This is a genomic window from Paenibacillus sp. PCH8, assembly GCF_002968835.1.
Taxonomy (GTDB): domain Bacteria; phylum Bacillota; class Bacilli; order Paenibacillales; family Paenibacillaceae; genus Paenibacillus.
Map to the genome: position 1 here is coordinate 169,085 of NZ_PKQK01000003.1, position 22,527 is coordinate 191,611.

Annotated in this window: 20 protein-coding genes; 16 read left to right on the forward strand and 4 right to left on the reverse strand. The window is 41.3% G+C overall.

Going from position 1 to position 22,527, the window contains the following annotated elements; all coding sequences use genetic code 11:
* Positions 1-85: 85 nt before the first annotated feature.
* Both C0Q44_RS18010 and C0Q44_RS18015 read left to right on the forward strand, forming a co-directional pair.
* On the forward strand, positions 86-2,185 hold the full coding sequence (locus tag C0Q44_RS18010) for a serine hydrolase domain-containing protein (RefSeq protein ID WP_374955125.1): 2,100 nt from the start codon (positions 86-88) through the stop codon (positions 2,183-2,185).
* Positions 2,186-2,242: 57 nt separating this feature from the next.
* On the forward strand, positions 2,243-3,184 hold the full coding sequence (locus C0Q44_RS18015; RefSeq protein WP_105408652.1) for an alpha/beta hydrolase: 942 nt from the start codon (positions 2,243-2,245) through the stop codon (positions 3,182-3,184).
* Between the two features lie 246 nt (positions 3,185-3,430).
* On the opposite strand, the gene C0Q44_RS18020 is transcribed toward C0Q44_RS18015, so the two are convergent.
* Positions 3,431-3,949 carry a TetR/AcrR family transcriptional regulator gene (locus tag C0Q44_RS18020; RefSeq protein ID WP_181151060.1) on the reverse strand — a complete coding sequence of 173 codons (519 nt, stop codon included), beginning with the start codon at positions 3,947-3,949 and terminating at the stop codon, positions 3,431-3,433.
* Positions 3,950-4,155: 206 nt separating this feature from the next.
* On the opposite strand from C0Q44_RS18020, the gene C0Q44_RS18025 reads away from it, so the two are divergent.
* The 3 genes from C0Q44_RS18025 to C0Q44_RS18035 all read left to right on the forward strand — a co-directional run bounded on the left by C0Q44_RS18025 (position 4,156) and on the right by C0Q44_RS18035 (position 8,699).
* Positions 4,156-5,670 (forward strand): FAD-dependent oxidoreductase, encoded by a 1,515-nt coding sequence (locus C0Q44_RS18025; protein WP_105408654.1) that lies wholly within the window; start codon positions 4,156-4,158, stop codon positions 5,668-5,670.
* A 297-nt stretch (positions 5,671-5,967) separates the two neighbouring features.
* Positions 5,968-7,392 carry a glycoside hydrolase family 1 protein gene (locus tag C0Q44_RS18030; RefSeq protein ID WP_105408655.1) on the forward strand — a complete coding sequence of 475 codons (1,425 nt, stop codon included), beginning with the start codon at positions 5,968-5,970 and terminating at the stop codon, positions 7,390-7,392.
* A 134-nt stretch (positions 7,393-7,526) separates the two neighbouring features.
* The gene (locus tag C0Q44_RS18035; RefSeq protein ID WP_105408656.1) at positions 7,527-8,699 is read left to right on the forward strand and encodes an MFS transporter; all 1,173 of its coding nucleotides are present in this window, start codon (positions 7,527-7,529) and stop codon (positions 8,697-8,699) included.
* A 100-nt stretch (positions 8,700-8,799) separates the two neighbouring features.
* On the opposite strand, the gene C0Q44_RS18040 is transcribed toward C0Q44_RS18035, so the two are convergent.
* On the reverse strand, positions 8,800-9,543 hold the full coding sequence (locus C0Q44_RS18040; RefSeq protein ID WP_105408657.1) for a MurR/RpiR family transcriptional regulator: 744 nt from the start codon (positions 9,541-9,543) through the stop codon (positions 8,800-8,802).
* 349 nt (positions 9,544-9,892) lie between these two features.
* Between C0Q44_RS18040 and C0Q44_RS18045 the strand changes: the two genes are divergently transcribed.
* The 6 genes from C0Q44_RS18045 to C0Q44_RS18070 all read left to right on the forward strand — a co-directional run bounded on the left by C0Q44_RS18045 (position 9,893) and on the right by C0Q44_RS18070 (position 17,336).
* On the forward strand, positions 9,893-11,749 hold the full coding sequence (locus C0Q44_RS18045) for a beta-glucoside-specific PTS transporter subunit IIABC (RefSeq protein WP_105408658.1): 1,857 nt from the start codon (positions 9,893-9,895) through the stop codon (positions 11,747-11,749).
* A 462-nt stretch (positions 11,750-12,211) separates the two neighbouring features.
* Positions 12,212-13,375 (forward strand): MFS transporter, encoded by a 1,164-nt coding sequence (locus tag C0Q44_RS18050; RefSeq protein WP_258166475.1) that lies wholly within the window; start codon positions 12,212-12,214, stop codon positions 13,373-13,375.
* 294 nt (positions 13,376-13,669) lie between these two features.
* On the forward strand, positions 13,670-14,674 hold the full coding sequence (locus C0Q44_RS18055) for an ornithine cyclodeaminase family protein (protein WP_105409294.1): 1,005 nt from the start codon (positions 13,670-13,672) through the stop codon (positions 14,672-14,674).
* A gap of 13 nt (positions 14,675-14,687) precedes the next feature.
* Positions 14,688-15,650, forward strand: coding sequence for a threonine ammonia-lyase (locus C0Q44_RS18060; protein WP_105408660.1), 963 nt, complete (start codon positions 14,688-14,690; stop codon positions 15,648-15,650).
* Between the two features lie 435 nt (positions 15,651-16,085).
* Positions 16,086-16,457, forward strand: coding sequence for an ArsR/SmtB family transcription factor (locus tag C0Q44_RS18065; protein ID WP_105408661.1), 372 nt, complete (start codon positions 16,086-16,088; stop codon positions 16,455-16,457).
* A 15-nt stretch (positions 16,458-16,472) separates the two neighbouring features.
* Positions 16,473-17,336 carry an aldo/keto reductase gene (locus C0Q44_RS18070; RefSeq protein WP_105408662.1) on the forward strand — a complete coding sequence of 288 codons (864 nt, stop codon included), beginning with the start codon at positions 16,473-16,475 and terminating at the stop codon, positions 17,334-17,336.
* A gap of 275 nt (positions 17,337-17,611) precedes the next feature.
* On the opposite strand, the gene C0Q44_RS30270 is transcribed toward C0Q44_RS18070, so the two are convergent.
* A complete protein-coding gene (locus tag C0Q44_RS30270) occupies positions 17,612-17,788 on the reverse strand; it encodes a hypothetical protein (RefSeq protein ID WP_181151061.1) in 177 nt (58 codons plus the stop codon).
* 61 nt (positions 17,789-17,849) lie between these two features.
* On the opposite strand from C0Q44_RS30270, the gene C0Q44_RS18075 reads away from it, so the two are divergent.
* The gene (locus C0Q44_RS18075; RefSeq protein ID WP_105408663.1) at positions 17,850-18,032 is read left to right on the forward strand and encodes a hypothetical protein; all 183 of its coding nucleotides are present in this window, start codon (positions 17,850-17,852) and stop codon (positions 18,030-18,032) included.
* A gap of 170 nt (positions 18,033-18,202) precedes the next feature.
* Here the strand turns inward: C0Q44_RS18075 and C0Q44_RS18085 are convergent, their stop codons facing one another.
* Positions 18,203-18,664 (reverse strand): hypothetical protein, encoded by a 462-nt coding sequence (locus tag C0Q44_RS18085; protein ID WP_258166421.1) that lies wholly within the window; start codon positions 18,662-18,664, stop codon positions 18,203-18,205.
* Positions 18,665-19,255: 591 nt separating this feature from the next.
* On the opposite strand from C0Q44_RS18085, the gene C0Q44_RS31105 reads away from it, so the two are divergent.
* The 4 genes from C0Q44_RS31105 (at position 19,256) to ilvD (ending at position 22,332) form a co-directional block, all read left to right on the forward strand.
* A complete protein-coding gene (locus tag C0Q44_RS31105) occupies positions 19,256-19,372 on the forward strand; it encodes a DUF2750 domain-containing protein (protein WP_258166422.1) in 117 nt (38 codons plus the stop codon).
* Complete coding sequence (locus C0Q44_RS18090) at positions 19,359-19,565, forward strand: DUF2750 domain-containing protein (protein ID WP_258166423.1); 207 nt, start codon at positions 19,359-19,361, stop codon at positions 19,563-19,565. The genes C0Q44_RS31105 and C0Q44_RS18090 overlap by 14 nt, the downstream gene beginning before the upstream one ends.
* A 391-nt stretch (positions 19,566-19,956) precedes the next feature.
* Positions 19,957-20,622, forward strand: a complete 666-nt coding sequence (locus C0Q44_RS18095; RefSeq protein WP_105408665.1) for a GntR family transcriptional regulator — start codon at positions 19,957-19,959, stop codon at positions 20,620-20,622.
* A gap of 18 nt (positions 20,623-20,640) precedes the next feature.
* Positions 20,641-22,332 (forward strand): dihydroxy-acid dehydratase, encoded by a 1,692-nt coding sequence (gene ilvD / locus C0Q44_RS18100; RefSeq protein ID WP_105408666.1) that lies wholly within the window; start codon positions 20,641-20,643, stop codon positions 22,330-22,332.
* Positions 22,333-22,527 lie beyond the last annotated feature (195 nt).

The window sequence follows — 22,527 nt, forward strand, 5'->3', positions numbered from 1 at the left end:
AGCGCCCACGTTAAGGTGGCCTAACACAATGATGAAGACAGGAGTAGATGCAAAAGTGAAACCAAGAGAGGTAACAAAAATGAAGATGAGTGTGAGGACAGCAAGAAAAAGAAATACTATAGCTGCTGTGACTCTCATGCTGACTATACTTGCTCCAATGTCTGCAATGGCCGCACCGACTGCCATGAATAACAACGTTAACCTTACGTATGAGACAACAAAGAATACCGCAATCGAAAAATCCAAATTACTGACTGAGACTTACGGTACGACGAGTCTGCAATATGCGCTCATTGATGGTGGAGAGATTGTGGTGTCTGGTCATACGGGCAAGAACGATATAAATGATAAGGCACCTCTTACTTCAAACACGATCTATGGCATTGGTTCAACCAGTAAAATGATGCTTTCAGCCGCTGTAATGAAGCTGGTTGACGAAGGCAAGATCGATTTGGATGTGCCTGTGATGAACTATATGCCTGATTTTACAATGAAAGATAACCGACACAAACAGATTACACCCCGTATGTTGCTGAATCATTCCTCTGGTCTTCTGGGCACCTCAACCAGCAGTGCCACATTGTACGGAGATAATGACACGTATTCACATGATACGTTTCTCGATCAATTGGCGGATCAAAACCTGAAGGCCAATCCCGGCGCATACTCCGTCTACAGCAACGATGGCTTTACGTTAGCCGAGATTCTGGTTGAAAGAGTGAGCGGCATCAGTTATACCGCATTTATACACCAGTATTTCACGGAGCCTTTGGATATGAATCATACCAAAACACCACAGGATGTGGTTAATCCGGCAGAAATGGCGGGAATCTATTCCCCTTTTTATGAGGGACAACTCCCTAAAGAGAATTATAATGTCCTCGGTACTGGAGGTCTGTATTCCACTGCTGAAGATCTGGTCAAATTTTCAAAAATCTTCACGGGAGAGATCAACGACATTCTTTCCAGTAAGTCTGTAAAAGCCATGGCGCAAGAAGAATATAAAAGAGGCATGTGGCCAAAGGATAGCGATACGCTGATGTCTTACGGGTTAGGGTGGGATAGTGTGAACTTATTCCCATTCAACGAATACGGCATTCAGGCTGTTATGAAAGGTGGAGATACGTTATCTTATCATTCTTCACTCGTGGTACTTCCGGAATACAACATGGCTGCAGCGGTTATCTCTTCAGGCGGAGCAAGCATAACCAATCAATTCATTGCGAGTGAATTATTACTCAGCGCACTTGAAGATAAGGGCATTATTACAGAACGGAAACCGGAAAAATCATTTGGCGTACCTGTGAAGGCCGATATGCCTAAAGAAATCTCCAAGTTTGCAGGTATATATGGTAGCAATAATTCAGTTACGAAGATCAAAATAAATAAGGCAGGACGAATGACGGTCTCCTCTCTCACAGCTCCAAGTAATCCTGTTCAAGAATACACCTATACATCAGAGGGATCTTTTGTGAGTGATGATGGTACAGAAAAGTTGAAATTCGTTGTGGAGAAAAATGGGAATACCTACCTGTGGTCTCGATCTTATATCTCCGTTCCAGGACTCGGACAGGTGGCTCTCTCAGAATATAATGCGGAGAAGCTTAAAGCCAATACATTACCCAAGGAAATTAATGCTGCATGGGCAAAGCGCGATGGTAAAAAATATTATCTGGTGAATGAGAAATACACATCCATGCTCTATCTTAGTGCTACATCGATCCTGCCTATTCATATGAATAAAGAGAATCCAGGGTATATGTCCAATAATAAGATTATTGGAGCCAACGAAGCAGCCAATCAATTGCAGATTCCGGGTTCTGCCGGACGTGATACGATGGACATTCATTTCTCCAAAAAGAACGGAGGAGAGTATCTTACATTTTCAGGTTATGTATACGCCAGTGAGGAAATGGTGAAACCAATCTATTCGGGTAAACGATCCGCAACAACCATTCAAACAGATGGATATGCCAAATGGTTTTCGGTACCCGCGACTGCGAAAGGAAAAGTCATGACAGTGAAGTTGCCTGCAAAGGGAGCCTTTGCCGTCTATGACCAGACGGGTATTTGTATTAATCACAGCGTAGTCAGCGGTAAGAATGATGTTGTTTTACCCGAGAACGGCCGTATTGTATTTGCAGGAGAGGCTGGTTCCCAATTTCAAATTTCATTAAAAAAGTAAAAGGCATAGAGTCTCAACCGTCTGTACAATAAACGAACTCAACAGGAGAGAACCATCATGATGAAGAAAATATTAATCATTTTGCTCAAAATATTCGGTGCGATCGTTATCGCTTTTGCATTATTTATTGCGACTGTCTTTATTGTTAATGTATTTAGCAACAAATCGGAGGAAGGGAAAATAAAACCTTATGGCCAGTTTGTAGCGGTTGACGGAAAAAACATGAATGTATTGATTCAAGGAAAAGGCAAAGAAACGGTAGTATTGCTTCCTGGATATGGAACACCCGCCCCAGCCCTTGATTTCAAACCGCTCATCGATGAGCTATCTCCATTCTACAAAGTCGTTGTCATTGAGCCTTTCGGTTATGGATTAAGTGACATTACTGAAAAAGAGCGTACCACTGAAAATATGGTTAGTGAAATTCATGAAGCGTTACAGCAACTTGGTATTCATCGTTACACGCTTATGGCTCACTCCATTTCAGGGATATACGGCCTGGATTATGTGAACAAATATCCCAACGAAGTAAGTTCCTTTGTCGGCATTGAGAGTAGTGTCCCAACGCAGGGAGGTAACGATGATCCATTTCCAACCGAAACGTACAAACTGCTTAAAAAATCAGGATTCTACCGTTTGTTAATGAAACTGACCCCTGATCAACTGATTGCACCTGACGTTGATGACGAGACCAGAGAGCAAATTAGAATACTTTCACTCAAAAATACGTTTAATCCGAACAACCTGAATGAAGGCGAAAATTTCGGTCCTAATTTCAAAGCAGCTGAGAACTTGTCCTTCCCCAAAGATCTTCCTGTGATTTTCTTCTTACAGGCAAATGATACCGAAACGGAAGGATGGATACCCTTGCATGAAGAGCAAGTCAAAGATTCAGTGCATGGAAAAGTGATGACTTTCGAGGGAGAACATTATTTGCATCACACCCGATCCAAAGAAATGGTCGAAAACTTTAGGAAGTTTATGAATGAATTAAAATAAAAGAAATCAATGAGTACCGAAAAAAGACACCTCATCCATGGATTTGAATGAGGTGTTCTTTCATTTTTTATTGAGATTATCGTAAAGGAGAATCATATTCAACAGGTGTGTGTTCATATTGGTATCCAACATTAAAGTCGCTATTATAGCGGCTTTTTTGCTTTGATCGCCATCTTTATGAGACGTGATCTATAACCTTAAAGCTCAAACTTAAAATCAGATATGGATTTTAGAATGAGCTTCGTGCTAATCTAATATGATTTTCTCGTTAACCATTTGATAGTAGTACTCATCCATCTGTTCTGCCGTAATATCTTCTTCAAGATGATATATCCACCACGTCACAAGTAAACTAATGACCCCTGAATGATATTCGGCTAAAAGTTCTATGGGAGGTGAAAATGGTTTACCTCTTCTTTTGAGTTCCAGAAAATCTCTTCTGGATATATCCCCGATATAGTTTTTGAAAAAATCAGTAAATCCCTTGTCATTCTTCTGGTTTTGAACAATCGGCTCCAGTAAATTCTCCAACATGAATCTAGATAGGCTTTGCAAAGGCTGCCGAAGCCGATCTTCTATACTCATTTGTAAATAATCCTGAAGAACCCACGTGAGGGTAGCGGATAACAGCGCAAATTTATCCTCAAAATGTTTGTAAAACGTTGTACGGTGAACCATCGCTTTGTCACATATTTCATTAATCGTGATATTGCTGAATAGTTTGCCTTGCTCAGATAACAGATCTTTAAAGGCCATAGTTAACAATTTATGAGTCCGGGCAACTCTCAAATCAACCTTTTTCTCTATAATTTTTTCTACACCTCTTCCGTATCGTAGTTTAACTATACAGTGTCTTTATATTGGTTCTTACCAGAAGAGATATTTTGACTATATATTGGTATTATAAGTAATATTTTGATAGATCTACAAGTTTAGAATAAATATAATTTGGAAGAAAGGATGAAGTTTCGATGTCTGACATGAAAAAAGCGGTAGTCATTGGGGCAGGGATAGCAGGGTTGATTACTGCCAGAATGTTATCTGATTATTATGAAGAAGTATGTATTATCGAAAGAGATGAATTCCCTACGGAGCCAAATAACCGGCAGGGTGTACCTCAATCTTTTCATCCACACCGTGTACAACCGCGCGGCGCGCTGATTTTGGAACATTATTTCCCAGGATACAATGAAGAATTGATAGAATTAGGGGCGATCTCTTCACACCATGAAAAGCTTGTAGTTACTAATCGATACGGTACATTAGTTAACAAGGAGGATCCTTCTTCATTTAAAATTGCATCGTGCAGCAGAGCTTTGCTGGAATGGGTGCTGCGCAAACGAATTCAGGACATTTCTCATATAAGCTTCTTAACCAGCATGGAAGTTACCGGGCTAATGGTCTCTGAAGATCAACGCTCCATTACAGGCATTTACACCAAAGAAAGAAGCGGTGAAAAAAGGGAAGAACAACTTCCAGCGAATATGGTTATTGATGCCTCAGGTCGTTCCTCCAAATTGATCAGATGGCTTAATAAGATTGGATTGTCTGTGCCTGAACCGGAAGTGCTGAAGGTATCTCTTGGTTACAGCACCCGCTATTACAACATAAAATCCTCCATTCCCAAGGAATTGGTGATGTCTGATTCAGATCCTGAGCAAGGTATTCGTGCAGGCCTATTTACGCGCATTGAGGATAATATCGCTGGACTCATTCTTTTCAATGCTGGAGGAGATGAGTATCCGTCCACTCAGCCGGAAGAGTTTCAAGAACAAATCAAGCTTCTATTTGCTTCAGATAAAATTGTAAAGTTAATGGAGCAGTTAGAGCCATTGCAAGGGCCTAGGGGGTACCGTATTTCCGAGTCTGTTCGCCAGCATTTTGAACTCATGGAAGATTGGCCCCCTGGATTACTCGTTCTTGGCGATGCATTTTGCAGCTTTGATCCCATTCATGGACAAGGTATCACCGTTGCTGCGATCGAAGCGGAAACGATAGGAAAATGTTTGGAAGCACAGCGCTTGCATCCCGATCCGCAGTTTGAACGGAACGTATTGCTTCGAATGCAGCAGGCCATCGATCCGGCTTGGTGGCTTAGTTCCGTGGCTGACATGCGTTGGAGTGGGGTAGCACATGGTGGGCCATATGAACTAAAAGGAGTGGATTTTGCTCAGAAATATATCAACTTATTTACGAAGCAAGCGATGAAAAAAGCGGATCAGGAAAAAGAAAACCATCTCTTTTTTATGCAATTCCTGATGAATGCTTTGATCCTACCTCCAAGTGAATATTTTAAAGGTGATGTGCTGAACATGATTCTGAACGACAAAGGTTCAGAAGAGGAAATGGAATTAAGAGCTGCGCTTGGTGTCCAAGATCCTGATTTGTTCCAGCAAAGATTAGATGAGATCATTCCATTATTTCAACTGGAATATGATGAAGAGATCAAGAAACTGCTGGAAACACTTCAGCCTGCGATGAGCTAACAGAGCATGAAGTCGTCATTTTGGCGGCTTTTTTTATTTTGTTGACCATTATGATGGCGTAGTAGAAGTAAAGTTACCCTAAAATTACATACAGTAATATTTTGAAACACTGTGTTACTTTTATGTTACAAATGTGAATCTGTGATACCTTGTACTAAATACGAAATAACATGTATTTTATGAATTAATCTATGTAACATAAGTTGTGAAAACAAATACATGATAAAAAACCGATAAAGCGAGATTCGTTTTATATCCAGATCCGCTGAAGGTTTAAAAGAAAGGTGGGCTTACCAAATGAGTCAAACATTTCAATTTCCTAATGGTTTTTTGTGGGGAGGCTCCGTCTCTGCAAACCAAATTGAGGGTGCATATCTAGAGGATGGAAAAGGACTTTCCATTCAGGATATCATGCCAAACGGCATTCAGACACCTCCGACGATTGAACCAACAGAGGATAATATGAAGTTAATCGCAATTGACTTCTATCATCGATACAAAGAAGATATTAAACTCCTTGCCGAAATGGGTTTCAAAGTTTTTCGCACGTCTATAGCTTGGTCCAGAATCTTCCCGAAAGGGGATGAACTTGAGCCAAACGAAAAAGGCCTCCAATTTTACGACAACCTCTTTGACGAGTGCCGGAAATACGGGATTGAACCTCTAGTTACGATCTCTCATTATGAGACTCCTCTACATCTCGTTAGGGAATACGATGGCTGGGCGAATCGAAAAATGATCGGTTTCTATGAACGGTATGTGCGAACCATTTTTGACAGATATAAAGACAAAGTGAAGTATTGGCTCACATTTAACGAGATTAATTCTATTCTGGAACATCCGTTTGTAAGTGGCGGGATCAACACACATAAGGATCAACTGAGTAAACAGGATCTGTACCAAGCGATTCACCACGAGTTTGTTGCAAGTGCACTGGCGGTTAAAATCGGGCATGAAATTAACCCAGACTTCAAAATTGGTTGTATGGTCATTGCTATGCCAATTTACCCACTGACTCCTGACCCAAATGATATGATCAAAGTGATGGAAGCGGATCATAAGAACACAGGTTTCATGGATGTTCACGCGCGTGGTTATTACCCAGGTTATATGAAACGTTATTTGAAAGATAACGGGATTACCATTCATTTTGAACCTGGCGACGAAGAAATATTGAAAAACACCGTTGACTTTATTTCCTTTAGCTATTATCAAAGTTGTTGTGAAACGGCTGATCCTGCCAAGCAAATTAAAGGAGAAGGAAACTTGATTGGGGGTATTCCAAATCCGCACTTGGTCGCGAGTGAGTGGGGTTGGCAGATCGACCCTCAAGGATTAAGGTACATCATGAATGCGATCTATGATCGTTATCAGAAACCATTATTCATCGTTGAAAATGGATTAGGAGCCGTAGATGAACTCATCACGGACGAACATGGCAACAAAACCGTTATCGATGATTATCGCATCAAATATTTGAAAGAGCACTTGCTTCAAGTTGCTGAAGCCATTCAAGATGGTGTTGAATTGATGGGGTATGCAACATGGGGTTGTATTGACTTGGTTAGTGCAACAACTTCAGAATTAAAAAAACGATACGGATTCATCTATGTGGATCGTCATGATGATGGTTCAGGAACATTGGAACGCTATCGTAAGAAGTCCTTCCACTGGTATAAAGATGTTATTCAGAGCAACGGGAGCAGCTTGTTTCGTGAATAGCGACAGGCGCTAATGTTGGAAAAACGTTTTATTACAGATCAGCGTACAGGCCTACAGAATAAAAATAAGAAAGGGCCGCCAGTTAGCGGCTCTTTCTTATTCTAATGATGGATAGAAAGAGTAGGGAGCAGAAGATGAGAAAAAAAATGTTTTTAATTATTGCATTATTTGTTGCTACATTGAATTTGCGCCCAGCTATTAATTCCATATCTCCGCTGCTAGATACGATTCGGGAAGATCTGGGGATGAGCGCCGCACTAGCCAGTTTGCTAACTTCAATACCTGTACTATGTATGGGGGTATTTTCACCTTTTGCCGTCAAAGCAAGTGGGAAATGGGGAATAGAACGAATCATTGGATATTCCCTGATTGTGGTTGGGATCGGAATATCCACTCGACTATTTACACAGTCTACGTTCGTTTTACTTTTATCTGCATTGATCGTAGGTATCGGGATCGCTTCGATTGGCCCGTTAACTTCAGGTTTTATTAAAAAGTATTTTCCCGATCATGTTCCATCTATGATTGCACTCTATAGTATTGCGATCACTGTAGGTGCTGCAGTTAGTTCAATGGTATCCATTCCCTTAGAGGCATACTTCAATTCTTGGCAGACAGCGGTAGGAGGGTGGGCAGTAATTGCCTTTGTAGCAGCGATCGTGTGGTGGACCATGGTGAAGCCGCGATCTGAATCTGCTCATGTGAGTGAACGAAAAGAACGCCCGCAAATTAAACTTCCCTGGGGAAATAGAAGTGCATGGACGCTTACGCTTTCATTTGGATTAATGGCTATGTTGTTTTATTCTTTTACAGCGTGGCTCCCGTTAATGATTCAGGAAATGGGGTATAGCAAATCCTATGCAACGCTTTGTCTGACCATATTTGTTGTCATCCAGATCCCGATTAGCTTTGTACTCCCTGTATTATTGAAGAACTTTCCTTCAAGAAGAGTATGGATGGTTGGTGAATCTCTGTTCATGATGGTTGGGTTGATTTTATTGATGATGAATTTCATACCGATGGTTTCCGTTGTACTCTTTGGAGTTGGAGCAGGGGGCTTGTTCACTTTAAACCTGATGTTACCGATTGATTCTACAACCAATGTGAACGATGCAACTTCCTGGTCAGCGATGCAGCAATCTGCTGGGTATGTTATTGGAGCGCTGGGTCCAATATTGCTTGGCTGGATTCATGATGCTTCCAATAGTTTCACACCTGCTATGATTGGAATGATTGTGATCATCATCCTAATGATTATGACGCAAATTGCAGCAACACGAGGAAAGAAAGTAACGGAAAGCGTCTAACGTAGTCATCCAGTTGAGAGCCATAACGACTTAAAAGAGAGTCCAGATGGCTCTCTTTATGGTGCGTATTTTTAAAAAGAACCCGTTCTCTCTTGTACTCTCATTCTCTATTCGTCATTTCTTTGAAAACCTCTCGTCCCAGCCATTCCAACAGGAAAGTAACAGGAACCTGAGTGGTGATGTTCGTGGATTCGTAATACTCTTCTTTTACATAATAAGGGATATTTACATCTGATATTTTAGCCATGGTGGATTGGCGATTGTTCGTTATCGCCACAATTTTATTCTTCTCCTGCTTGATCCGTTGGAGATAAGGTAGTACATACGGGTTTTCACCTCGCGTAGATAATGCAATCGTAACGCTGTCTTTTTGCATTTTGATATGAACAGGATAATGAGGGTCTTTTATGTACACGGAACAGATCCCTAGATTTGAAAAAAATCGGGCTCCATACTCGCCCATTATTCCGGAGCTCCCGATACCAATAAAAATAACGTTACTGGCATTGGCAATTAACTTTGCTGCCGTCCGAATTTTCTCCTCCAATTCAGGAGCTTGAGAACGTTCAAAAAACTCATACACTGCATGATGTGGACTTTTCAACTCCTGCTTCGTTAGTTTATCTTGTTGGGAAACGAGCATCTTAATTTTTACTTTAAATTCGGAAAATCCCTCACATTGATTCTTTCTGCAAAATCGCAGAATGCTGGCTGTAGATACATGAGTTTCATCGGCCAGTTCTCTGATACGCATGTACGCCACTTTTTCCATGTTCTGAGAAATATAGTTATATAAAGATAGTTCCAATTCGTTATAGGATGAGATTTGCTCACTGGTGAACATGGATATGCACTCCCTTAGACCATAATAAAAATAATAGATAACCTGCTTAGGCAGTATACATTACCTATACTCAAAAAACAACGTGTTACATTTTTGTAACAAAAATCATCTCGTGTCAAAGGAAACTAAACACTTAAACAATATATATTTTCTTCTCTGTTCTGAGTAACATGACGTTATAACATATGTTTCGCACTTCCATTATAACTGGCTAACGCGTCCATGGTCAGAGAACGAAGGTGGCAATGAATAGACCAAACTACCCTTAACCAGTTCCAGTTCCAGTTTCAAGCTTGTTGAGCTTTCTTTAGCTTTACTACCTTAATATACGTCGAAGGAGCCTTACAACATGGATAAACAACAATTGTCCAAAGATATCCTCAAACTGGTTGGTGGGGAAGAGAATATCGATCAAGTTACGCACTGTATGACTCGACTTAGATTCAATCTAAACGATAACAATAAAGCAGACAGAACAACGTTAAAAAACACACCTGGCGTTATGGGGGTAACGGAAAACGGTGGACAGTTTCAGGTGATTATTGGCAATGAAGTTTCCGAAGTGTACAAAGCACTAGTGAACAATATGAGCATGAGCATGAAGCCTAACGCAGAAGGCGGAAAGAAACAAAGGAATCCGATCAGCGCATTATTTGATTTCATCTCGGGCATGTTCACGCCAATCCTGCCAGCAATTGCTGGCGCAGGTATGATCAAAGGGATCGTGTCCATTCTGGTGGCTCTTGGTTGGATGACGAATACAAGTTCAACCTATATCATTTTGTCCGCCGTTGGCGATGGCGCATTCTACTTCCTGCCCATTATTCTGGCCATTAGTGCTGCGAAGAAAATGGGGAGCAATGTTTATGTAGGTGCTGCACTAGCGGCCGGCCTCATGCATCCAACCATTACAGCGTTGCTTCAAGAGGGGAATACTTCGTTTGCAGGCATTACGGTTATTGCCACATCCTATGCATCATCGGTTATTCCCATCGTCATTGCAATCTGGATCGCTTCTTACGTGGAGAGAGCGATTGACCGCATCACTCATTCTTCACTGAAACTGATTGTTGTACCAACGGTTACGTTACTTATCATGGTACCACTAACCTTGATCGCGATCGGGCCACTGGGTGGCATTATTGGAAACGGTTTATCTGGGGGTATCAGATGGTTATTTGATAACGCATCCATTTTTGCAAGTATTTTAATTGGTGGCACAATGTCTGTACTGATTATTACAGGCATGCATTATGCACTGTTGCCGCTTGCAGTTGGTTCGATTGCAACACTTGGTTACGATTTTATCATTCCGTTAATGTTCGCAGCTAATATGGCCCAGGGTGGTGCTGCATTTGGTGTGGGCTTCAAGTCTAAAAACACCCAAACCAAATCACTTTCATATTCTACAGGACTGACCGCTCTTATGGGAATTACGGAGCCTGCCATGTACGGAATTAACATGAAATTCAAAAAACCATTTATTGCAGCGCTCATTGGGGGCGCAGTCGCTGGGGCGTTTCTGGGAGCCTTTTCTGTTAAAGCCTATTTCATCAGCACTGTAGGTCTTCCGGGAGCTGCCTCATATGTCGGTCCAGACATTAGCAACCTGCTCTATGCACTGATTGCTGCTTTAATTGCATTCGTTGTAGCTAGCGTAATTACTTATATTCTGGGCTTCCAGGAAGAGGTACCTGCACCATCAGCATTGTCTGCAACTATACCTGTAGTAGCTGAGGACACTAAATTACAGGATGAACAAATATTCAGCCCTATGAGTGGGGAAGTTAAGCCACTTAGCCTGGTTCCAGATCCTGCTTTTTCAGAAGAAATGATGGGTAAAGGATTTGCCATTCAACCTGCAGAAGGACGTGCAGTTTCCCCAGTTAACGGCACCGTATTCTCTGTTTCTAAGAGTGGTCACGCTATTGGTCTCGTAAGTGATCTTGGCGCAGAGATGCTGATTCACATCGGAATTGATACGGTAAAGCTGAAAGGCCAATTTTTCTCGCCAAAGGTACAGGCTGGAGCAAAAGTATCCGTAGGCGACCTATTGATGGAATTTGACCGTGAAGAGATCGAAAAAGCGGGTTACAACATGATTACGCCGGTCATTATTACGAACATGGATCAATATACCGATGTGCAATCGGCTGGTCGTACCAAAATTCATGAAAAAGAATGGATGTACACAGTCAAAGTTTAATCTGGTGATTACCCATAGCGGCAGTGGTTCCAAAGCATCTTTGGAAACGCTGTCGTTTTTGTCTTGATGCTGCATAGTAAAACCAAAAAACTTGTTCCTTCTACATAATATTAAGCAGATAAAAAAACACTGCGTTACATTTGAGTAACAAATGTGATCTCATGTTAATTCAAACTAAAAGGCCGAAAGGTATATATTTATTTGAATAATAAAAGTAACATAAGTTGTGCAAATGAGAATCTCTTATGGATTTAACACTGAAAGGTGGAACACGAATGAGTCTAACCATTCGATTAGGGGCTGTTTTTCTGTGGGAAAGTCTCTAGCTACTGATTCAATAGTAAGGTATATATAGAAATTGGTTTTGTCCCAGATGACTGAATGTAGAATAGATCTGGTGAATATTTAATTTATCTATTTTTCTAGAAATACAGAAATGAGAAGGTGCAATTGTTGAAAAATATGTGGAAAATATATTTATTAGCTGTAATTAGTTTTCTTAATGGCTCATCAGAATATGTTATTGCCGGGATCTTGGACAAAATTGCTGAATCTAGCAACATTTCAGTTTCTTCTGCTGGACAGCTAATTACCGTGTTCTCTATAGCTTTTGGTGTAGGTACTCCTTTTTTAATTGCTTTCACATCTAAATTAGATCGAAAAAAACTCTTGGTTTATGCATTAACTGTATTCTCTGTTATTAACATTTTAATTGCAACGATAACAGGATATGAGATGCTTATCGTAGCTAGAATTATTTCAGCACTTAGTGCCGGTGTTATTCAGGTTACGCTCCTTACTCTTGCTGCGGTTTTGGCTGCTCCAGGCAAACAAGGCAGTTCAATTGCTACTGTTATTATGGGAAATAGTACGGCATTAGTTATTGGTGTACCCATAGGCAGGGTTGTAGCTTCGCATTATGATTGGAACATCATCTTTATTGGTCTTGGAGTAGCCGGACTTATTCTCTTATTCCTAGCGCTGCTGATCATACCCAAAGTAGTTGCTGAAGAAGCAGTTCCTTTGCGTGATCAGTTTAAATTCATCATGCAACCCCGTATCGCAGCAGCGTTACTGATTACGTTCGTGTGGTTAGGCTCATATTCCATTTTATTTACGTACATTTCGCCTTATCTCCTTGATATATTTAGCATGAGTAATCAAGGTGTAACCGTAGCCCTGTTTATATTTGGTATCGCTAGTGCTATTGGTTCCAAAATAGGCGGACTCAGTACAGATAGATGGGGCACATTCCGTACACTAGCTGGTGGAATGATACTCCATGCGGTTGCATTAATGTTGTTCCCGTTTATAGGTCAATCTATATTTCTTCTATATATATTACTTATTTCTTGGGCAATAGCAGCCTGGTCCTCAGGTACGCCGATCCAATTTCAGCTTATAAGTCTCGCTCCCGCTGCTTCAGGCATTGTACTTAGTTTGCATAGCGCGATTGGACAAGTTGGAATGGCTGCCGGAGCTGGTATCGGGGGTATTGCTGTCAACCACAACTTGTTGAACTACATTCCGTGGATCGGTGCGCTTGCCCTTGTGATTGGCATTGTATCAACATTGCTTGATAACTCTCTATCTAAAAGAAAGCAAACTAAACAATCTTTGCAATGAATAAACGCATGTATCGATCATGAACAATCGTTCGTCATTACGCTTTTTCAAAACAATCTCGCCTGAAGACTTGCACAATGAAGTATACCATGCGAGTGCAATGGACCAATAGGGAGAGTTATCGTTGTATTTTCAACCAAATTCAGCTAAAATAAAGTACAAATTTTATATCATGCTTGTTTTTATCCCCGGGTAAAAACGATTAAAGCATTGAGTCTCAATCCCCATTAGGGCCTATGTATATAGGAGGGATGAGATTCAATGCTTTTTTTGATGATGGAGGAGGTATATTCGATGCGATTTTTAAGTGATAACGACGTTAGACAAGGGTTGAATGTTCCAAAAGTAATACATCTCGTTGAAACGGTGTATAAAGCAAAAAGTGAGAATAACGCAGAGACTTGGCCAACAATCTTTTATGATTTTGTTCCAGGCAAGGCAGATATGGACATTAAATCAGGGTATCTGAAACGTGATAAGGTATTTGGGCATAAAACAATCACGTGGTTTGCGGAGAATGAAGCGAAGCAAATACCCACTTTAACGGGGCTCATAACCGTATTCGATGCTGAAACAGGGAGACCTATGGGAATCACCGAGGCGTCCTATATTACAGGCATACGTACAGGCGCTTCGGGAGCGATCGGAGCAAAATATCTAGCAAGACAGGATTCTGAAACTCTCCTTGTCGTAGGATCTGGAAACCAGGCGATCTTCCAGATTGCCTGTGCCTTATCTGCGCTTTCGAACTTGAAAACGGTTTGTGTTGCCGCCAGGGACCAAGAAAAGCTGAGATCTTTGGTTAACTCAATACCACAGAGACTTCAATCTGAATTTGGTATGAACGTAGAGAACGTCAAGTTTGAAGCAGTGAAATCGCTAGAAGAAGCCGTGAAAAGTAGTGATATTATTATCACCGTAACATCATCAAGAACGCCAATCATTAGGAGAGAATGGGTGAAACAAGGAACACACCTTTCTTGCATAGGTGCAGATATGGCGGGGAAACAGGAGATTGATTCCAACTTGATGTCACAAGCCCGCCTATATGTAGATGATCGAGAGCACTGCATACAAGTGGGCGAGATTGAAATACCGCTCAAAGAAGGCAAGATTACAGAAAGCCATATATGCGGTGAGATCGGCGATTTAATTTTAGGGAAAATTGAGGGAAGAACCTCAAACGAACAAATCACCATATTTGATGCTACAGGTATGGCGATTCTGGATATATATGCAGCGAAAATGGCGTTACAGACTGCAGCGGAAAGAAATTTCGGCGTTAAAATTGACATCTAAGGGAGAAAATGAAATGACTTTTAGCTATGAACATGTGTTACAAGCATATGATCGAATCAAGAATCATTTGCAGAAAACACCACTTGAAGAGTCCTTTTATCTAGGCGATCTGAACAGAAAATACTTTTTCAAACTGGAGTCCTTCCAACGAGCAAAGAGTTTTAAAATCCGAGGCGCTTTAAACAAAATGATGACGCTAACCGATGAAGAAAAGAGCCGGGGTGTTGCCGCCATCTCTTCGGGTAACCACGGAAGTGCTGTGAGCTATGCTGCATCCATTCTCGGAATAGATCACGTCAAAGTTATCGTGCCCGAAACGACGCCACAAAGCAAGATCGATAAAATAAACTATTTTGGGGCAGAGGTCATGAAACTAGGTAAAGATTTTGACGAGGCTCATATGCTCGGCATGAAGTACATTCATAAACATGATCTGACTTATATTGATGCTTACTACAGTGATCCCGAAATTTATGGTGGACAAGGGACGATAGCCATTGAAATTCTGGAACAAAACCACGATATTGATACGATCGTCGTTCCAGTCGGTGGTGGGGGTCTGATTACAGGTATTGCGGTTGCTGCCAAATCGATCAAGCCGTCTATCCGAATTATTGGAGTGCAAACCGAGGCCTGCCCAGCCATGATCAAATCTTACGAAGATCATACCTTGTATGAACAGTATCCTAGCGAAGATTCGCTCTGTGACGCTCTTATTGGTGGGGTTGGAAAACTGAGTTACGAGATGGCTAAGCATTATGTTGATGATTTTATCGCGGTATCAGAGCATTCAATTGGGCAAGCCGTAAGTTTTCTAGCCAAAGAGGAAAAATACATTATTGAAGCAGGAGGTGCTACTGCGGTTGCGGCAATTAAGGAACACAGAGAACGAATTGGAGGTCAGAATATCGCACTTGTGTTAAGCGGTGGCAACATTGATGGGGATGTTCTCCTGAATATTTTGTCCAAATATTAACCTTTAAACTTCATGTGTGATAATCTTATTCGTTAATACGAAGAACCGTTGATCTAAAATGATCGACGGTTCTTCGTATTAACATTTTGTTATCATTATTAGATATTTCTTATATGTAAGCGCTAACCAAAAGGAATATAATCCACTTATCTGGATGTTAAATCATTCAGAAATATTAACCATTTATTATCGAAGCTGGTACACGATATTGCACCCGCTAATCCTGCGGCGTCATACCGAATTTTTCCCGAAATACTGTTAGTTAAAAATCAATCACGCTGAACTCTACCACCACAAGTAACGGCAAGTTTTCGGGAAGTTCCGTGAAATTGGGAAAAATAGGTTCTGGATTATCTTTCCCTAAGTACTACTATGTTTGAATTCGTGGTATCTTATATTCGTCAAAAGAATTAAACGGTTCAACGAAAAGGGGAGATTTCCGTAGAACAGGAATTTTCGAATACGATCGCGATCGAATTTAATAACAACCTGAAGGTGCTGAATGCAATCGGAGACGAGACACGGCAGGCTATCTTGATGGCCTTGATTCAAGGGCCGCAGAAATCGGGCATGCGTGTGGGTGAGATCAGAGTGCAAACGCACCTCTCACGGCCTGCTGTATCGCATCATCTGAAAATATTGAAAGACGCGCAGATTATCAGCGTTCGCAAAGAAGGAACCCGTAACTTTTATCGTCTGGACGCCGGGAGTAAGCTGATGTCGTTGAAAAACTTGGTGAACGAAATCGATAAGCTTTTTGAACATTGTGAGGAGCATGCAACGGAAGCCACAATCCGGAACCAATGAAAGGGACGATCTTTGATGAAACACACAATCCAAGCTTCAAACGGAGTCGATATTCCGCAACTCGGATTCGGCCTATACAAGATTAAGAAAGGGGAATCTTTCGAAAAAACGGTTGAAGAGGCGATTCGAATCGGATACCGCCATTTCGATACAGCAAAAATTTACGGTAATGAGACAGCGCTAGGCCGAGTCATTCAAAAAAGTGACATTCCTCGAGAGAAGTTCTTCATCACCTCGAAAGCATGGACGACGGATCTCGGGTATCATGCGACGAGAAACTCATTTGAGCAAACTTGCCAAAGACTGAACGTAACGTATCTCGATATGTATTTGATTCATTTTGCCGGTGCTCATTATGTGGATGCTTGGAAAGCGATGGAAGAGTTGTACGACGAAGGCCGGATCAAAGTCATAGGTGTAGCTAATTTCGAGATCGAGCATTTGGAGCACCTCAAGAAACATGCTCGGATTTTGCCGATGGTGAATCAGATCGAAACACACCCGGAATTTCAACAACGCGAATTGCATGATTATATGGTTCAGAATCAGATTCTGCATGAGGCTTGGGGCCCGCTAGGACAGGGGAACAAAGCACTGCTGGAGCATCCAGAGCTGGTTGCAATTGCTCTTCGTCATCGCAAGTCGGTTGCACAAATCATTTTGCGCTGGCATCTGGAGCGCGGTATTATTGTGATCCCTAAATCGTCAAATCCCCAAAGAATAAAAGAGAACAGTGATCTATTCGACTTTGAGCTGAACCCAGAGGAAATGGAACAAATTCGCCACTTGGACACGGAAAAAAGATACTCCGTAAGCCCGACAGGTCTCATGGTCAATCCGATTTACGTCAAATTTATAAAGCTATTCAGTTGTCCATAATAACGTATACAGAAACGGTCATCATGCAAAAAGATAACTTTAAAATTGCCGTTACTTGTAGTGCGGAGAAGTGTATCACATACTGAAACAGTGATTAAGTTAATGGGTAACAATAGTTCCATAAAACCAAAGGAGGCCGCCGATCAACAGGATCGGCGGCTTTATTCGACTATCGGTCAATGAATGAAAACCTGAGAACGAGTGAGCAAACAAGAACATGGGTTAAATATATTAATTTGAATACATGATACGAAATTCACGAGAGACAATGGCGGCTAATCCAGGATTTGTTTCCAACTGAACGAAAACCACAAGGAGGACGTCGCAGTGGACAATCGAATTATGTTAAACGCCATGCTTTGGGTAACTCGTTCAGGCGCCCCTGGCGTGATCTGCCAGACCACTTCCCCAATTGAAATTCCGTCTACACCCGCTTTCGACGCTGGCAGCAAGCGGGCATTGGGGATGAAGTGTTAAAGCATGTTTCCCTAGCTCCTGACGAGAAAAGCGTGAGTGGTTGACGCCACGATTGACTCCGTCCAAGGTTTCAACGTCCTTAAAAGCATGAAATTGACCCGGAAGCAAGATCTAGCCGACCGAACGTATGATACGAATGCCATTCGGACCTTTTTGAAGGAACAACAGGCGATCCCTGTGATTCCTGGAAAAAAACCGCCAAGTGATCCCGAAATATGATCAAGATGCCTACAAAGAGCGCCATTTGGTGGAATGCTTCTTTAATAAAGTAAAGAATTTTCGTCGTTTGGCGACTCGATATGATAAATTAGCGTGTACATTCAAGTCTTTTTTGGCCTTGGCATCCATTATGGTGTGATTAGGTATCTATATGAAACATTAGATTACCATTAACAATGAAACGCATCAATTTGTTTTGCATCTATTCCAAAATAAGATGGAAAAGGTGATCCTGATGGCCAAACGTATCCTGCAACGGATGTTGGTCCAATAAAGGTAGGATAGAACCACATTTGATTCCCATTACTCAGCCAAACATATGTCCACTTGTAGATACAACCAAACATACTCGGTGCATCAATTGCATAAGCTTGCGGTGGCTTTACAGGAATGTATGATGGAGGTTGTATCGTTGGTGCAGCTCCTTGACCAGCCGATTGCTCAGGCATTTGTCCCGGAGGAGAACCAGGGATCATTGGTGTCACAGGCGTCGGGTAATAACCGGGAAACTGACCCGGAACCATCGGTGGCTGACCGGTGGGAAACAATCCTGGAATAGGAAGCTGTCTGTGCATATTATGCAAAGCTAAACTATTTAAGTAGCAGTTATAACAATAAGCAGAATAATGCATATTAATACCTCATTTCAGATGTTTTAGTTTAAAATCAACATTGAACTGAATCATTACCAAGGGGATTCATCCACCAAGTACGCCTCGGCCCCCCAATCCGGATCCTTATGCAGCGCAGATTGTTTCACTGGTATCCGTTTTAAAACAAAATGAATCACTAGACATACCTCCGCCAGGGAGTACAGCAATGCCTCCACCGATTAACCAAACATTCCTCTAAAAGTAACACCAAAATCCCACAATCATCTCATAGCAAAAATAGGAATAACTCAATAAAATTCTTCTCTTCAACAGTTGCTTCCAATTCTTCGTTAGGTTATGGTCAGCAGCCCAAATGTGTGAATGCTAATTCATAAATTGGTGGATTATGTACTCTACACATATCATCGGATATTTAAGATCAACACTCTGTGATCCATTGTGGGACCTCACATATGATATTATTATCGAAGTAATGACATACTTTCTGAGGAATACTAGTCTGGTTTAAGTGGATCATCATGAGTGTTTTAAATATTACAAAAAACCATAAGACGCAACATAGATACGATAATAATGGAAAAATTAGATAAAACATCATAAGGAGGAAATATGAATCAGAAAGAATTTGAATCTGTCATCAATCTCCCTGCAAATATTCGTTATGAATACTTCATCAAAAAAGTAGTAGATTCAGAAGAAGTGTGGGGCTTTTATGAGAATGGTTGAATACTGTGCAACTGATGGTTGGAAAATTTATTCAAGTAAAAGTATGGATATGTACGAGTTCATAGACGTGTTTCTGCCCAATTTTAAAAAAGAGGGTTTTAAACCTTCAATATTTTTAAATAATGCTGATTCAGCTGTATTAGAAGTCGATATAATAATTGAGGATTTAAAGACAGAACTTGAAAAATACTAACAGGATTGATAATGGCCGTTCCCAGAATATCGACCGACCGGGGACGGTCGAATATTGTCGAGGGACAAGAACTTATACCGATTACCGGAATGGACAAGAACATCGTCCGATTGCCGATTAGGATGTGTACGTAAGTAAAAAGTACATAAGCCCTCATTAGTACCAAATAATTATATATAAGAACAGAATTACATTAAAATATATTACTTATGTAACATTTCTCAAAGAAAGACTCTTAAATTATTGTCTTTCTTTTTTGTCTCAAACTCTCAATAAAAACAGGTAGTTATCTGGATAAACTTAATTGAGCGAGTAAAAAATGAAATAATATTTGCTTCTCAATCGTGTATGCGATATATTGCATATAATAATTGTAATGAGGATGAATACAATGCCAATTCCTAAAGACTTTTCCTTACCAGTCCGTATGTCGGCCAAAGAAAGAGCATTTTCTCAGATTCAGCGATGGATTATTGATGGAACACTGCAACCAGGTGAAAAGCTTATTGATGCGGAAATGGCTGAATCGCTTGGAGTCAGCCGGACACCGATTCGGGAGGCATTTCAGTTACTCGAAGTTCAAGGCCTCGTGTCTATGCATCCAGGAAAAGAAACAAAAGTAACGAATATTGAGAAAAACGATATTTTTAAGATGTATTCAACCATGGCTGCTCTTCAGGCTTTGGCTGCTGAAATCACCGCCAAGATTATTGTTCCAGAACAGATCGAGAAACTAAGATCCATAAATTTGGAATTTGCAAGTTCCATTAAGAATGGCCAAGTTTATCAGGCCATGGAGGTGGATGAGCTATTTCATAATTATATTGTGGAGCTCTCAGATAATCCTTATGTGGCCACATTTAATACATCTCTTCAGATTCACATTAGGCGATTTAAATATGTGTTTTTAAAACAACCTATTACGGCTACACTTGCTTCAGTCGAAGAACATGATTTGATCATTAAAGCTTTTGAAGGCAAGAATAGTGACGATGCTCAAGTACTAATGAAACAAAATTTTATTCGTCCGATGCAGGAGCTGAACGAAATACTTTGAAGTGAGGGGTATAAGAACATGGAAAATAAAAAAGATCTTCGTATTCGAAGCAAGGTAATCAGTGAAGGTGCTAACCGGGTACCGAACAGAGCGATGTTGCGTGCAGTTGGATTTCAAGATGAGGATTTTAAAAAGCCAATGATCGGAATAGCGAGTACGTGGAGTGAAGTAACACCGTGTAATATGCACATCAATGATTTAGCGGTGCAAGCTAAGCAGGGCGCACGTAATAACGGCGGTGCTCCACTAATTTTTAATACGATTACCGTTTCAGATGGGATTTCGATGGGGCATGGAGGGATGTTGTTCTCTCTACCGAGTAGGGAAGCTATAGCTGATTCGATTGAAATTGTGACCGGAGCCGAGCGTTTTGACGGCGTTGTTGCAATCGGTGGGTGTGACAAGAATACGCCTGCATGTTTGATGGCTATTGGACGGATGAACATTCCTTCCGTATATGTATATGGAGGAACCATTCAACCGGGTAATCTCGATGGTAAAAAAGTGGATATCGTTTCAGCTTTTGAAGCAGTTGGTCAATATCAAGATGGAAAAATAACAGATGAACAGTTGCATAAGGTCGAGTGCAGTGTTTGTCCAGGTCCAGGGGCTTGTGGCGGGATGTATACCGCTAATACGATGGCCGCAGCTGCAGAAGCAATGGGCATGTGTTTACCTGGTTCTTCTTCGACATCAGCCATTTCAGCAGATAAAGCATTGGAATGTGAAGCAGCCGGTAAACAGGTCATCTCACTTCTTGAACAGGAAATCTACCCAAGAGACATTATGACGAAAAAAGCATTTGAGAATGCGATCACCGTTGTCATGGCTCTAGGTGGTTCAACCAACGCGTTTCTCCATCTGCTAGCTATTGCGCACTCGGTTGAAGTAGATCTAACATTGGATGATTTTGAACGAATTCGCTTGCGTGTTCCACATTTGGCGGATCTGAAGCCAAGTGGTCAATATGTGATGCAGGATTTGAATGATATTGGCGGTGTTTCCGGGGTAATGAAGCTATTGCTTGCTGAGGGATTACTTCATGGGGATTGCCTCACGGTAACGGGTAAAACGTTAGCAGAGAATTTAGCGGAATCTGCCCCACTTGAAAATGATCAAGAGATTATACGACCACTCAATAATCCACTTAAGCCAAATGGACCTTTAGTTGTACTTCGAGGAAATCTGGCTCCTGAAGGCGCTGTTGCCAAAATGTCAGGCATGAAGATACAGAAGTTTTCCGGTCCAACAAAGGTGTACGATAGCGAAGATGAAGCGACAGTAGCGATTATGAATGATGAAATTAAAGAAGGAGACGTCGTGGTCATACGCTATTGTGGTCCGAAGGGTGGACCTGGTATGCCTGAGATGCTTTCCGTTACAGCACTCATTGTAGGAAAAGGACTCGGCGGGAAAGTGGCTCTCATCACAGATGGTAGATTCTCGGGTGGTTCACATGGATTTGTAGTCGGCCATGTATCACCTGAAGCACAAGTAGGCGGACCGATCTCGTTGCTTAGAAATGGGGACATTATTACCATTGATAGCGACATTCAGGAGATGAAGGTTGAGGTTTCAGAAGAAGAGTTAGCTGCTCGAGCACAAGCGTGGGTACAACCGCCACTGAAAGTAAAATCCGGTGTACTTGCTAAATATGCCAAATTAGTTTCTTCTGCTTCAAAAGGTGCAGTAACCGATTTGATGGAATAAACAAGTAAACATTGATGAAGAATACGATTTGTAAAGATTAATTTTTTAACCCTCGTTAGTTTCATTATTTGAAAATTAACGGGGGTTTTTTTGTGTAATAATGGGCTGTGTTTCTTGTCGACGGACGTATGATACACAGCCGAGCCGGAAAATCGAGGGACAAGAACATGGTCCCATTGAAGTCGCTATTATAGC

Coding starts and splice junctions, on each gene's coding strand:
- C0Q44_RS18010 (WP_374955125.1), top strand. CDS start 86: ATGAGTGTGAGGACAGCAAGAAAAAGAAATACTATAGCTGCTGTGACT.
- C0Q44_RS18015 (WP_105408652.1), top strand. CDS start 2,243: ATGATGAAGAAAATATTAATCATTTTGCTCAAAATATTCGGTGCGATC.
- C0Q44_RS18025 (WP_105408654.1), top strand. CDS start 4,156: ATGTCTGACATGAAAAAAGCGGTAGTCATTGGGGCAGGGATAGCAGGG.
- C0Q44_RS18030 (WP_105408655.1), top strand. CDS start 5,968: ATGAGTCAAACATTTCAATTTCCTAATGGTTTTTTGTGGGGAGGCTCC.
- C0Q44_RS18035 (WP_105408656.1), top strand. CDS start 7,527: ATGAGAAAAAAAATGTTTTTAATTATTGCATTATTTGTTGCTACATTG.
- C0Q44_RS18040 (WP_105408657.1), bottom strand. CDS start 9,543: ATGTTCACCAGTGAGCAAATCTCATCCTATAACGAATTGGAACTATCT.
- C0Q44_RS18045 (WP_105408658.1), top strand. CDS start 9,893: ATGGATAAACAACAATTGTCCAAAGATATCCTCAAACTGGTTGGTGGG.
- C0Q44_RS18050 (WP_258166475.1), top strand. CDS start 12,212: ATGTGGAAAATATATTTATTAGCTGTAATTAGTTTTCTTAATGGCTCA.
- C0Q44_RS18055 (WP_105409294.1), top strand. CDS start 13,670: ATGCGATTTTTAAGTGATAACGACGTTAGACAAGGGTTGAATGTTCCA.
- C0Q44_RS18060 (WP_105408660.1), top strand. CDS start 14,688: ATGACTTTTAGCTATGAACATGTGTTACAAGCATATGATCGAATCAAG.
- C0Q44_RS18070 (WP_105408662.1), top strand. CDS start 16,473: ATGAAACACACAATCCAAGCTTCAAACGGAGTCGATATTCCGCAACTC.
- C0Q44_RS18085 (WP_258166421.1), bottom strand. CDS start 18,664: ATGCATTATTCTGCTTATTGTTATAACTGCTACTTAAATAGTTTAGCT.
- C0Q44_RS31105 (WP_258166422.1), top strand. CDS start 19,256: ATGAATCAGAAAGAATTTGAATCTGTCATCAATCTCCCTGCAAATATT.
- C0Q44_RS18090 (WP_258166423.1), top strand. CDS start 19,359: ATGAGAATGGTTGAATACTGTGCAACTGATGGTTGGAAAATTTATTCA.
- C0Q44_RS18095 (WP_105408665.1), top strand. CDS start 19,957: ATGCCAATTCCTAAAGACTTTTCCTTACCAGTCCGTATGTCGGCCAAA.
- ilvD (WP_105408666.1), top strand. CDS start 20,641: ATGGAAAATAAAAAAGATCTTCGTATTCGAAGCAAGGTAATCAGTGAA.